The sequence below is a fragment of the Caballeronia sp. PC1 genome (genome assembly GCF_021353155.1).
Taxonomy (GTDB): Bacteria; Pseudomonadota; Gammaproteobacteria; order Burkholderiales; family Burkholderiaceae; genus Caballeronia; species Caballeronia cordobensis.
In genome coordinates, this window is sequence record NZ_JAJUBH010000001.1 from 1693172 (window position 1) to 1705958 (window position 12787).

Consider the following 12787-nt stretch of genomic DNA (forward strand, 5'->3'; position numbering starts at 1 on the left):
GCATGAACCTGTCGCGCATCTTCATCGGCCGGCCCGTCGCGACGACTTTGCTCGCGATCGGCATCGCGCTCGCGGGCATGTTCGCGTTCGTGAAGCTGCCGGTTGCGCCGCTGCCGCAAGTCGATTTCCCGACCATTTCCGTGCAGGCGAGCCTGCCCGGCGCGAGCCCGGAAACCGTTGCGACGAGCGTCGCGAGTCCGCTCGAACGGCATCTGGGCACCATCGCCGACGTCAGCGAAATGACGTCGATGAGCTCCGTCGGCAGCACGCGCATCACGTTGCAGTTCGGGCTGAACCGCGACATCGACGGCGCGGCGCGCGACGTGCAGGCCGCGATCAACGCCGCGCGCGCCGACCTGCCGGCCTCGCTGCGTCAGAACCCGACGTATCACAAGGTCAATCCGGCCGATGCGCCGATTCTCGTGCTCGCGCTCTCCTCGCCCACGCGCACGGCGGGTTCGCTCTACGATTCCGCCGCGACCGTGCTGCAGCAGACGCTATCGACGGTGCCGGGCGTCGGCGAAGTCGATGTGAGCGGCTCCGCGAACCCGGCAGTGCGCGTCGAACTGGAACCGGGCGCGCTGTTCCATTACGGCATCGGGCTGGAAGACGTGCGCGCCGCGCTCGCATCGGCGAATGCGAACAGTCCGAAGGGCGCGATCGAGTTCAAGGGCACCCGCGTCCAGCTTTACACGAACGATCAGGCGAGCAAGGCCGCGCAGTACAAGGATCTCGTGGTCGCGTACCGCAACGGCTCGGCGGTGAAGCTGTCCGATGTCGGCGAAGTGGTCGATTCGGTCGAGGATCTGCGCAACCTCGGCCTCATCAACAACAAGCGCGCGGTGCTCGTGATTCTGTACCGGCAGCCGGGCGCGAACATCATCGAGACGATCGACCGCGTCAAATCCATGCTGCCGCAGTTGCAGGCCGCGCTGCCCGCCGACGTGCAGATCACCCCGACCGCCGACCGCTCCGTCACGATCCGCTCGTCGCTGCACGACACCGAGCTCACGCTCATGATCGCGGTGGCGCTCGTCGTGATGGTCGTGTTCCTGTTCCTGCGCAACTGGCGCGCCACGTTGATACCGAGCGTCGCCGTGCCGATATCGATCATCGGCACGTTCGCGGCCATGTATCTGCTCGGCTTCTCGCTCGACAATCTCTCGCTGATGGCGCTCACCATCGCGACGGGCTTCGTCGTCGACGACGCGATCGTCGTGCTGGAAAACATCACGCGCCATGTCGAGAAAGGCGTGCCGCGCATGCAGGCAGCGATACTCGGCGCGCGCGAAGTCGGCTTCACGGTGCTGTCGATCAGCGTGTCGCTCGTCGCCGTGTTCCTGCCGATCCTGCTCATGGGCGGCATCGTCGGGCGGCTGTTCCGCGAGTTCGCGCTCACGCTTTCGCTTGCCATCGGCGTGTCGCTCGTCGTCTCGCTGACCGTCACGCCGATGATGTGCTCGCGCCTCCTGCAGGAGCCGGGCGAGCGCAAGGAAGAAGGCCGCATCGCGCGCTGGCTGGAGCGCCAGTTCACGCGCATGCAGAACGGCTATGAGCGCACGCTCGGCTGGGCGCTCGCGCATCCGCGCACGATCCTCATGATCCTGCTCGCGACCATCGGGCTGAACATTTATCTGTATGTGATCGTGCCGAAGGGCTTTTTCCCGCAGCAGGACACCGGGCGCATCGTCGGCGGCATTCAGGCGGACCAGAGCACGTCCTTTCAGGCCATGAAGATCAAGTTCGCGGAGATGATGAAAATCGTCGAAGCGGATCCGGCCGTGGACAGCGTCGCGGGCTTCACGGGCGGGCGCTCGACCAATTCGGGCTTCATGTTCATTTCGCTCAAGCCCAAGAGCGAGCGCAAGGTGTCCGCCGACCAGGTCATCAACCGCCTGCGCAAGCCGCTCGCGGACGTCGCGGGCGCGCGCACCTTCCTGCAGGCGGTGCAGGACATTCGCGTGGGCGGACGGCAGTCGAACGCGCAGTATCAGTTCACGCTCTTGTCCGACACCACGTCCGATCTCTACAAGTGGGGCCCGCTTCTCACCGACGCGCTGCAAAAGCGCCCCGAACTCACCGACGTCAACTCGGACCAGCAGCAAGGCGGCCTCGAAGCCATGGTCACGTTCGACCGCGCCACCGCCGCGCGCCTCGGCATCAAGCCCGCGCAGATTGACAACACGCTGTATGACGCGTTCGGCCAGCGTCAGGTCTCGACGATCTACAACCCGCTGTCGCAGTATCACGTCGTGATGGAGCTCGCGCCGAAGTACTGGCAAGACCCGGAGATGCTCAAGCAGATCTGGATCAGCACGTCGGGCGGCACGGCAAGCGGCTCGGCATCGACGCAATCGACGACGACTTCGGCTTCGGCTTCGACAACCGCGACGGGCTCCACGGGCGCGGGCGGCGCATCGACGAGCACTACCGACACGACCGCCGCCCTCGCGCTCGCCGCCGTGAAAAATTCGGCGACCAACGCGATCGCGGCCACCGGCAAGAACGGCTCGTCGTCGGGTTCGGCGGTATCGACTACAAAGGAAACGATGGTCCCGCTGTCGGCCATCGCGAAGTTCGGCCCGGGCAACACGCCGTTGTCGGTCAATCACCAGAGCCAGTTCGTCGCGTCGACGATCTCGTTCAATCTGCCGCCGGGAAAGTCGCTCTCGGACGCGACCGCCGCCATCTACGAAACGATGGCGGAGATCGGCATGCCGCAGACCATCCACGGCAGTTTCCAGGGCACGGCGCAGGCGTTCCAGCAGTCGCTCAACGATCAGCCGCTCCTGATTCTAGCGGCGCTCGCGGCGGTTTATATCGTGCTCGGCATTCTGTACGAGAGCTACATTCATCCGATCACGATTCTCTCGACGCTGCCGTCGGCGGGCATCGGCGCGCTGCTCGCGCTGCTTTTGTTCAAGACGGAGTTCAGCATCATCGCGCTGATCGCGGTCATTCTGCTGATCGGCATCGTGAAGAAGAACGCGATCATGATGGTCGATTTCGCCATCGAGGCGACGCGTCACGGCGCGTCCACGCCGCAGGACGCGATTCGCGAGGCGTGTCTCCTGCGCTTTCGCCCGATCATGATGACGACCGCCGCCGCCCTCCTCGGCGCGCTGCCGCTCGCGTTCGGCACGGGCGAGGGCTCGGAGATGCGCGCGCCGCTCGGCATCGCGATCGTCGGCGGGCTGATCGTGAGCCAGATGCTGACGCTGTATACGACGCCCGTCGTCTATCTGTACATGGACCGCTTCCGCATTCGCGCGGAGCAACGGCGTGCGCGCCGTCAGGGCGGCGCGCAACCGGCGAACGCATCCGAATGAGCCAGTGAGAAAATGCTGCGGACGCAAACGCGTCGCGCAGCGCGCCGCGCCAAAATGACCTACTTTGTCGGATAGAAACCCACGGCGAAGGAGTGTCCCCGCATGAAAACGCTGAAGGTTCTGCTGATCGGCGCGCATGGCCGCACGGGCCGCCTCATCGCCGCGCGCCTGCACGAAGAAGCCATTCCCCTTCGCGCGATGCTGCGCAAATCCGCGCACAAGAGCGAGTTCGCCGCGATGGGCGCGGAAATCGTGCTCGGCGATCTCGCCAACGACTTCTCCCACGCCTTCGACGACATCACGCACGTGATCTACGCGGCCGGTTCGGCGCACGACGAAGGCGTGCACGAGCAACGCGCGATCGATCGCGACGCCGTCATGCGCACCGCCGATTACGCGAAGCGCCGGCGCGTGCGGCAACTCGTTGTCGTGAGCGCACTGTCGGCGTTTTATCCCGAACGCAGCGGCTTTGCGTTACGCCATTATTCGCGGATGAAGCGCGAAGCCGATGCCTACGTCGCGCGTCGCGGCGTGCCGTTTGCGATTCTGCGTCCCGGCCCGCTGTCGGATGAGCCCGCGCATGGCGCGATCGCGCTCGCCGACGCGCTCACGACACACAAGCCGCAGGTCGCGCGCGCCGATGTCGCGCGGATCGCGGTGCAGTGCGTGACGCTCGGCATACGGGATCGGCTGATCGCGTTCGTCGGCGGCGACCAGCCCATCGATATCGTGCTGAACACGCTATCGATGCAACACGCGCAACACGCCCATCACGCTGCGCCGACGAGCCTGTAGCCGACACCCGTTTCCGTCACGATATGCTCGGGCTGCGCGGGATCGCGTTCGAGCTTCTGCCGCAAATGCGCCATGTAGATGCGCAGGTAATGCGGGCTCTCGACATGCGACGGCCCCCACACTTCCACCAGCAATTGCCGATGCGTGAGCACGCGGCCCGCGTGCCGCACGAGCGTCGAGAGCAGCCGGTATTCGATCGGCGTCAGATGCACGTTCTCGCCGCTTCGCGCGACGCGTCGCAGCGCGAGATCGACGGTCACATCGCCGAAGGTCACGACCGGAGTCTCGCTGCCCGACGCCTGATTGCGCCGCCGCAGATGCGCGCGAATCCGCGCCATCAGCTCAGAGACGCCGAAGGGCTTGGTGAGGTAATCGTCCGCGCCGGCATCGAGCGCGGCCACTTTCTCCTCTTCCTGCGTGCGCGCCGACAGCACGATGATCGGCAGTTCTGTCCAGCCGCGCAGTTCGCGAATCACGTCGATGCCGTCGGTGTCGGGCAGGCCGAGATCGACGATCACGAGATCCGGCTTGCGCGTCGCGGCTTCGACGAGACCCTGTCGCCCGGTTTCCGCCTCGTGAACGGTCATGCCCTGACCTTCGAGCGAGACGCGCACGAAGCGGCGAATCTGCTTCTCGTCCTCGATGAGAACGACGGTTGCGGTCGGGTTCGAACTCAAGGCAGCAGAATCGTCGAGCCGGTGGTCTTGCGCGCTTCGAGATCTTCGTGCGCGCGCGCCGCCTCGGCGAGCGGATAGCGCTGGCGCACGTTGGTCTTCACCTTGCCCGACGAGACGACTTCGAACAGTTCCGCGGCCATCGTATCGAGATCGCTGCGTTTGGCGATGTAGCTGAAGAGCGTGGGCCGCGTGAAATACAGCGAGCCGCGTCCGGCAAGCTCCGACGAATCGAGCGGCGGCAACGGTCCCGACGAATTCCCGAAGCTCACGAAAAGCCCGAGCGGCGCGAGGCAGTCGAGCGACGCGATATACGTGTCCTTGCCGATCGAGTCGTACACCACCGGCACGCCCGCGCCGTTGGTGATCTCGCGCACGCGCTGCGTGAAGTTCTCGCGCGTATAGACGATCGGGTGATCGCAGCCGTGCGCCTTCGCGAGCGCCGCCTTCTCGTCCGAGCCGACCGTGCCGATCACCGTCGCGCCGAGCGCCTTCGCCCACTGGCACGCGATCATGCCGACGCCGCCCGCCGCCGCGTGAATCAGCACGGTATCGCCCGCCTTCACGCGATAGGTCCGGCGCAGCAGATATTGCGCGGTGAGGCCTTGCAGCATGATCGACGCGGCGTCCTCATAGCTGATCGCATCCGGCAGCTTGACGACGTAGTCCGCCGACATCACGCGCTCTTCGGCATACGCACCCGGCGGACGCGATGCATAGGCGACGCGATCGCCCGGCTTGAATTGCGTGACGCCCTCGCCCACCGCCATCACTTCGCCCGCGGCTTCCATGCCGAGGCCGCCGGGCAGCGGCATCGGATAGAGGCCGGTGCGGAAATAGACGTCGATGAAATTCAGCCCCACGGCGTGATGCTTCACGCGGATTTCGCCTTTGCCCGGCGCGCCCACGTCCACATCGACCCACTTCATGACTTCGGGGCCGCCGGCCTTGTCGAATCGGATTGCCTTGGTCATCGTTTCGTTCTCCTTGTTCGTGCTCGGTTCGTGCTCACGCCGCCCGCGCAAAGCGCAGGCGCAAATCGTCGAGGATCATGCGCGCCGTCGCGATATTGGTCGCGCACGGCACGTTGTGCACGTCGCAGGCGCGCACCAGCGCGTTGATGTCGGGCTCATGCGGCTGCGGGGTCATCGGGTCGCGCAGGAAGATCACGATATTCACGCGCCCTTCCGCCAGTTCCGCGCCGATCTGCAAATCGCCGCCGTGCGGGCCGGACAGCTTGCGCTCGACGTCGAGCCCGTGCGCCGCCGCGATGCGTCCGCCCGTCGTGCCCGTGGCGACGAGTTCGCACTGCGCGAGCGTATCGGCGAATTCGCCCGCGAGCGTGACGATGTCGTCCTTTTTCATGTCGTGCGCGATCAGCGCGACGCGTGTGGTCATGGTGTGCTCGCTATCAGTAGGTGCCGGGGTACGCGCCGCCGTCGATCAGCAGGTTCTGCCCGGTGATGTAGCCGGCATGCACGCTGCACAAGAACGCGCACGCCTTGCCGAATTCCTCGGACGTGCCGAAGCGTCCCGCCGGCAGACTTTCCGCGCGGCGCTTGCGCACTTCGTCGAGCGGAAGATTCTGCGCCTTCGCCTGCGCTTCGAGCGTGACGGCGATGCGGTCCGTGTCGAACGAGCCCGGCAGCAGATTGTTGATGGTGACGCCGGTTGCCGCGACCTTGCGCGCAACGCCCGCGACGAAGCCGGTCAGACCCGAGCGCGCGCCGTTGGAGAGCCCGAGCACGTCGATCGGCGCCTTCACCGATGAACTCGTGATATTCACGATGCGCCCGTAACCGCGCTCGATCATCCCGTCGATGGTCGCTTTCATGAGCTCGATCGGCGTGAGCATGTTGCCTTCGAGCGCCTTGATCCACATGTCGTGCGTGAAGGTGCGGAAGTCGCCCGGCGGCGGCCCGCCCGCGTTGTTCACCAGAATGTCCGGCGACGGGCACGCGGCGAGCGCGGCGGCATGCCCTTCGGGCGTCGTGATGTCGCCCGCAACGGTTTTCACGTCGACGCCGTATTGCGCGCGAATGTGCGCCGCGGTCGCTTCGAGCGTTTCGGCCGTGCGCGCGGTGATCACCAGATTCACGCCCTCGGCGGCGAGCGCCTCGGCGCAGCCGCGTCCGAGTCCCTTGCTCGCCGCGCACACCAGCGCCGTACGGCCCGCGATTCCCATGTCCATCGTGCTTCCTCCAGTTTTGTTTGTCACAATTTGCGATGTCTCCGCGCAATTCTAGAAGAATCGGGGCGGCAACGTCGGCGGGCCGAATAGTCTTAGGGGCGCGCCGCGTTTTGGGTAAACTGTCGCCACTGTCCGCTTCGCCCCAGGCGAGGCGCAAAAGTAACGAATGGCAGCCCATCACACGAGCAGGACGCGCAATGCGCGCGAGACCCATGAAACAAGACAGCCGCTTTCCCAATCTCTTTATCCTCGATCACCCGCTGATCCAGCACAAGCTCACGCACATGCGCGACAAGGACACGTCGACGCGCACGTTTCGCGAACTGCTGCGGGAAATCACGCTGCTGATGGGCTACGAAATCACGCGCAACCTGCCGCTCACGACCAAGCGCGTGGAAACGCCGCTCGTCGAGATCGACGCGCCCGTGATCGCCGGCAAGAAGCTCGCGATCGTGCCGGTGCTGCGCGCGGGCATCGGCATGTCGGACGGCCTGCTCGACCTGGTGCCCTCGGCGCGCGTCGGGCATATCGGCGTGTACCGGGCCGAGGATCACCGCCCGGTGGAATATCTCGTGCGCCTGCCGCCCGATCTGGAAGAGCGCGTCTTCATCCTGTGCGATCCGATGGTCGCGACGGGCTATTCGGCGGTGCATGCCGTCGATGTCATGAAGCGGCGCAAGGTGCAGGCCGAGAACATCGTTTTTGTCGCGCTGGTCGCCGCGCCCGAGGGCGTGAAGGTGTTCCAGGACGCGCATCCGGACGTGAAGCTCTACGTCGCGTCGCTGGATTCGCATCTGAACGACCATGCGTATATCGTTCCCGGCCTCGGCGACGCGGGCGACCGGCTCTTCGGCACGAAGAACTAAGCGTCGTTAAGCGCTTCTACCGACCGCCGCGCCACGCGCGGCGGTTTTCGTTTCAGCGCGCCTTTTGCGCGCCGTTTTGCGATTACGCCCCGATTCGGCGTGATTTCCTCCGGTTTGCGCCGTCTTTGCCGCGCAGATCCGCGCACGGCGGCACTGAGCGCACGCCCCGCCATGCTAAAATTTCGGTCTGTTCCTAATCGGATTACGCCGGACCCGACTGGTCCACGCGGTCCGCGGGCGAACCCGGCCGCCGTTCACGAACGAAGCGCGCGCACGCGCGATCCATGAACGCGGCAAGCGGAACGCGAACAGACATTTTCAGCACGACAGCACACTAGGCGCGCGGCTTCCAGTTCCGCGCGCGATGGAGAAAGGTAATGGCGGGTCATTCGAAATGGGCCAACATCAAGCATAAGAAGGCCGCGGCCGACGCGAAGAAAGGCAAGGTCTGGACACGCCTCATCAAGGAAATCCAGGTCGCGGCACGCATGGGCGGCGGCGAGATCGATTCGAACCCGCGCCTGCGCCTCGCCGTCGACAAGGCCTACGACGCCAACATGCCGAAGGACAACATCAACCGCGCGATCCAGCGCGGCACCGGCGGCGTCGATGGCGCGAACTACGAAGAAATCCGCTACGAAGGCTATGGCATCGGCGGCGCGGCGATCATCGTCGACACGATGACGGACAACCGCACCCGCACCGTCGCGGAAGTGCGCCACGCATTCTCGAAGTTCGGCGGCAACATGGGCACGGACGGCTCGGTGTCGTTCATGTTCGATCACGTCGGCCAGTTCCTGTTCGCGCCCGGCACGCCGGAAGACAAGCTGATGGACGCGGCGCTCGAAGCCGGCGCGGACGACGTGGTCACGAACGAAGACGGCAGCATCGAAGTGGTATGCCCGCCGAACGATTTCCAGAAGGTGAAGGACGCGCTCGAAGCCGCGGGCTTCAAGGCGGAGCTCGCCGAAGTGACGATGAAACCGCAGACGGAAGTCGAGTTCAGCGGCGACGACGCGGTGAAGATGCAAAAACTGCTCGACGCGCTCGAAAATCTCGACGACGTGCAAGAGGTCTATACGAACGCCGCGATCAACGAAGACTGAAGCTTCGGATCGCACGGGGCGCGGCGAAACCGGATTTCGCCCGCCCTCGATGGAATGTCTTTCGCTTCGGCTCCACATGCCGGAGCAGCGCCGCTCGTTCGACGCCGAGTCGCCGCGGCGCGGCATCGCCCGTTGAAGGCGCGTGACGCAGCCGATGTCAGCGCGAGCCGCCTTCGCGACGCCATGACGGCCGTCATGCGCGCGCTTTACGGTCGATGCGCCCGCCGCTTTTACTCAAGCCGCTTTTTGTCAGGATTTCGGGGATTCACATGAAGTTACTCGTCGTCGGTTCCGGCGGCCGCGAACACGCGCTGGCCTGGAAGCTCGCGCAATCGCCGCGCGTGCAGATCGTTTATGTCGCGCCGGGCAACGGCGGCACCGCGCAGGACGAGCGCCTGCGCAACGTCGACATCACGGACCCGGCGGAGCTCGCCGATTTCGTCGAAAAGGAACATGTCGCGTTCACGCTCGTGGGTCCGGAACAGCCGCTCGCGGCCGGCATCGTCAATCTGTTCCGCTCGCGCGGTCTGAAGATTTTCGGGCCGACGAAAGAAGCCGCGCAGCTCGAAAGCTCGAAAGACTTCGCCAAGGCGTTCATGAAGCGCCACAACATCCCCACGGCCGAGTACGAGACTTTTTCCGACATCGCCGCCGCGCACGCGTACATCGACGCGAAAGGCGCGCCGATCGTCGTCAAGGCGGACGGGCTCGCAGCCGGCAAGGGCGTGGTCGTCGCGATGACGCTGGAAGAAGCGCACGGCGCCGTCGATGCGATGCTCGCGGACAACAAGCTCGGCGATGCGGGCGCGCGCGTGGTCATCGAAGAATTTCTCGCGGGCGAGGAAGCGAGCTTCATCGTGATGGTGGACGGCAAGCACGTGCTGCCGCTCGCCTCCAGCCAGGATCACAAGCGCCTGCTCGACGCCGACCGCGGCCCGAACACCGGCGGCATGGGCGCGTATTCGCCCGCACCGATCGTCACGCCGCAACTGCACGCGCGCGTGATGCGCGAGATCATCCAGCCGACCGTGCGCGGCATGGAAAACGACGGCATTCGCTTCACCGGCTTCCTGTATGCGGGCCTGATGATCGACGCGAACGGCAATCCGAAGACGCTCGAATTCAACTGCCGCATGGGCGACCCCGAGACGCAGCCAATCATGGCGCGCCTGAAGGGCGATTTCTCGAAGGTCGTGGAACTGGCGATCGACGGCAAGCTCGACACCGTCGATCTCGAGTGGGACCGCCGCACCGCGCTCGGCGTCGTGCTCGCCGCGCACAGCTATCCGGACACGCCGAGAAAGGGCGACCGCATCAACGGCATTCCCGCAGAAACCGAGAATTCCGTCACTTTCCATGCGGGTACGACGCTCGCCGACGGCAAGCTCACGACGTCGGGCGGCCGCGTGCTATGCGTGGTCGGATTGGCGGATACCGTACGCGGCGCGCAATCCGTGGTCTACGATACAGTGAACCAGATCTCGTTCGACGGCATGCAGTATCGCCGGGACATCGGCTATCGCGCAGTGAACCGCAAGCAATCCGCCGATAAAAGCGCCGAAAAGCCCGCCGACAAGCACGGCTAAGCGCGGCCGGAAGGCCCGCATGAGCGACGCGCTGCCGGACCTCGTGTCCGGCAGCGCGCTTTTAAGCGTTTCGAAACGAAGGGTTAACCCCGGAACCGACCAGCAGCAATCGATGAGTGAACCGAACCGCAGCGCGGAACCACGCGAGCAAGAAGACGCATCCCGCGATATCGGGGCCGTGCGCGACTATCTGACGGGCCTGCAGACGCGTATCGCCGATGCGCTCGGCAACTTCGACGGCACCGCTTTCGCCACCGACGCCTGGACCCGCGAGCCCGGCGCGCATCTGCGCGGCGGCGGCGTGACGCGCATTCTGGAAGGCGGCGGCTTTTTCGAGCGCGGCGGCATCGGCTTTTCCGACGTGCAGGGCGACGCCCTTCCGCCCTCCGCGAGCGCGGCGCGCCCGCAACTCGCCGGACGCGGCTTCGAGGCGCTCGGCGTCTCGCTCGTCATGCATCCGCGCAATCCGCACTGCCCGACCGTGCACGCCAACGTGCGCATGCTCACCGCGCTCAAGGAAGGCGAAGCGCCGATCTTCTGGTTCGGCGGCGGCATGGATCTGACGCCGATTTACGGCTACGAGGACGACGCGCGCCATTTCCATCAGGTTTGCCGCGACGCGCTCGATCCGTTCGGCGTCGCGCTGTATCCGCGCTTCAAGACATGGTGCGACGAGTATTTCTATCTGAAGCATCGCAACGAGCAGCGTGGCATCGGCGGCATTTTCTTCGATGATTACGCGGAAGGCGGCTTCGAGCGGGCGTTCGCGCTGATGCGAAGCGTCGGCGATGCGTTCCTGAAGGCCTATCTGCCGATCATCGAGCGCCGCTGCGACACGCCGTACACCGAGCGCGAGCGCGAGTTTCAGGCGTACCGGCGCGGGCGCTACGTCGAGTTCAATCTCGTGTTCGACCGCGGCACGCACTTCGGGCTGCAAAGCGGGGGACGCACCGAGTCGATCCTCATGTCGATGCCGCCCGCCGCGAACTGGCGCTACGACTGGACCCCCGCGCCGGGCACGCCCGAGGCGCGGCTCTATTCGGACTTTCTGGTGCGGCGCGAATGGCTTTGAACCCCGCTGCGCCCTGCACGAAACGCGTCGGCATTTTCGGCGGCACCTTCGATCCGATCCACAACGGGCATCTCGCGCTTGCGCGGCGCTTCGTCGAACTGCTTCGGCTGACCGAGCTCGTGCTGTTGCCCGCCGGGCAGCCGTGGCAAAAAGCGGGCGTCTCGGCGCCGGAGCATCGGCTGGCGATGACGCGCGCGGCGGCCGCATCGCTCACGCTCGACGGCGTGCGCATCACCGTCGGCACCGATGAAATCGATCGCCAGGGCGACACCTATACCGTCGACACGCTGGCGCACTGGCGCGAGCGCGAAGGCGCGCAGGCGTCGATCTCGCTGCTGATGGGCGCCGACCAGCTCGTCAAGCTCGACTCCTGGCATCGATGGAAAGAGCTCTTCGACTACGCGCACGTCTGCGTGGAAACGCGCCCGGGCTTCGATGTCGCGACGCTGTCGCCGGCCGTTGCCGCGGAAGTCGCGCAGCGCGCCGCGCCGCGCGAGACACTGCAGGCGAGCCCGCACGGGCACATGCTCATCGACGAAACGCTCCTGCTCGACGTATCCGCCACGGCGATCCGCGAAGCCGCGCGCACGATGACAGACGCGGCCGAGGCGCGCGCCCAGGTCCAGAAGCACGTCCCCGAGGCAGTATGGGACTATATTGTTCAACATCACCTGTACCGGACACGGTAAAGACACGGTAACTATGGAACTTCAGAAGCTGCAACGCGCGATCATCGACGGTCTGGAAGACGTCAAGGCGCAAGACATCAAGGTGTTCAACACGACGCATCTCACGTCCCTCTTCGACCGCGTGGTCGTGGCGAGCGGCACGTCGAACCGCCAGACCAAGGCGCTCGCCAACAGCGTGCGCGAGAAGGTCAAGGAAGCGGGCGGCGATATCATCAGCACGGAAGGCGAAGAGATCGGCGAATGGGTGCTGGTCGATTGCGGCGACGCGGTCGTGCACATCCTTCAGCCCGCGCTGCGCCAGTACTACAACCTCGAAGAAGTCTGGGGCGACAAGCCCGTGCGCGTGAAGCTGCAAAAGCCGAACATGTTCGGCGGCGCGAGCGTCACCGCGGACGAAGACGAGGACGACGAAGACGCCGCGCCCGCGGTCAAGCGTCCCGCGCGCAAGACCACGCGCAAGCACTGATCCCGCTTCATTC

General features: G+C 65.5%; 12 protein-coding genes. 8 read left to right on the forward strand and 4 right to left on the reverse strand.

The window, feature by feature from the left end; genetic code table 11:
• Positions 1 to 2: 2 nt before the first annotated feature.
• Complete coding sequence (locus LY284_RS08160) at positions 3 to 3329, forward strand: efflux RND transporter permease subunit (protein ID WP_014190914.1); 3327 nt, start codon at positions 3 to 5, stop codon at positions 3327 to 3329.
• A 102-nt stretch (positions 3330 to 3431) separates the two neighbouring features.
• Positions 3432 to 4124, forward strand: coding sequence for an NAD(P)H-binding protein (locus tag LY284_RS08165; protein ID WP_014190913.1), 693 nt, complete (start codon positions 3432 to 3434; stop codon positions 4122 to 4124).
• On the opposite strand, the gene kdpE is transcribed toward LY284_RS08165, so the two are convergent.
• From kdpE to LY284_RS08185, 4 genes are read right to left on the reverse strand one after another with little or no spacing between them, the layout of a single operon-like run.
• Complete coding sequence (kdpE, locus tag LY284_RS08170; protein ID WP_233385776.1) at positions 4100 to 4801, reverse strand: two-component system response regulator KdpE; 702 nt, start codon at positions 4799 to 4801, stop codon at positions 4100 to 4102. The genes LY284_RS08165 and kdpE overlap by 25 nt on opposite strands.
• Positions 4798 to 5772, reverse strand: coding sequence for a quinone oxidoreductase (locus LY284_RS08175; protein WP_014190911.1), 975 nt, complete (start codon positions 5770 to 5772; stop codon positions 4798 to 4800). The genes kdpE and LY284_RS08175 overlap by 4 nt, the downstream gene beginning before the upstream one ends.
• A 34-nt stretch (positions 5773 to 5806) precedes the next feature.
• On the reverse strand, positions 5807 to 6196 hold the full coding sequence (locus LY284_RS08180) for a methylglyoxal synthase (RefSeq protein ID WP_014190910.1): 390 nt from the start codon (positions 6194 to 6196) through the stop codon (positions 5807 to 5809).
• 13 nt (positions 6197 to 6209) lie between these two features.
• A complete protein-coding gene (locus LY284_RS08185) occupies positions 6210 to 6989 on the reverse strand; it encodes an SDR family oxidoreductase (RefSeq protein WP_014190909.1) in 780 nt (259 codons plus the stop codon).
• Positions 6990 to 7201: 212 nt separating this feature from the next.
• Here LY284_RS08185 and upp point away from each other — a divergent pair, with 212 nt between their 5' ends.
• The 6 genes from upp (at position 7202) to rsfS (ending at position 12774) form a co-directional block, all read left to right on the forward strand.
• Complete coding sequence (upp, locus tag LY284_RS08190; RefSeq protein WP_014190908.1) at positions 7202 to 7855, forward strand: uracil phosphoribosyltransferase; 654 nt, start codon at positions 7202 to 7204, stop codon at positions 7853 to 7855.
• A gap of 377 nt (positions 7856 to 8232) precedes the next feature.
• Positions 8233 to 8961 (forward strand): YebC/PmpR family DNA-binding transcriptional regulator, encoded by a 729-nt coding sequence (locus LY284_RS08195; protein ID WP_008350627.1) that lies wholly within the window; start codon positions 8233 to 8235, stop codon positions 8959 to 8961.
• 269 nt (positions 8962 to 9230) lie between these two features.
• On the forward strand, positions 9231 to 10547 hold the full coding sequence (purD, locus tag LY284_RS08200) for a phosphoribosylamine--glycine ligase (protein WP_014190907.1): 1317 nt from the start codon (positions 9231 to 9233) through the stop codon (positions 10545 to 10547).
• 112 nt (positions 10548 to 10659) lie between these two features.
• Positions 10660 to 11619 (forward strand): oxygen-dependent coproporphyrinogen oxidase, encoded by a 960-nt coding sequence (gene hemF / locus LY284_RS08205; RefSeq protein ID WP_014190906.1) that lies wholly within the window; start codon positions 10660 to 10662, stop codon positions 11617 to 11619.
• Complete coding sequence (locus tag LY284_RS08210; RefSeq protein WP_014190905.1) at positions 11610 to 12308, forward strand: nicotinate-nucleotide adenylyltransferase; 699 nt, start codon at positions 11610 to 11612, stop codon at positions 12306 to 12308. Before hemF ends, LY284_RS08210 begins: the two co-directional genes overlap by 10 nt.
• A gap of 13 nt (positions 12309 to 12321) precedes the next feature.
• On the forward strand, positions 12322 to 12774 hold the full coding sequence (gene rsfS, locus LY284_RS08215) for a ribosome silencing factor (protein WP_014190904.1): 453 nt from the start codon (positions 12322 to 12324) through the stop codon (positions 12772 to 12774).
• The last annotated feature ends 13 nt before the right edge of the window (positions 12775 to 12787 follow it).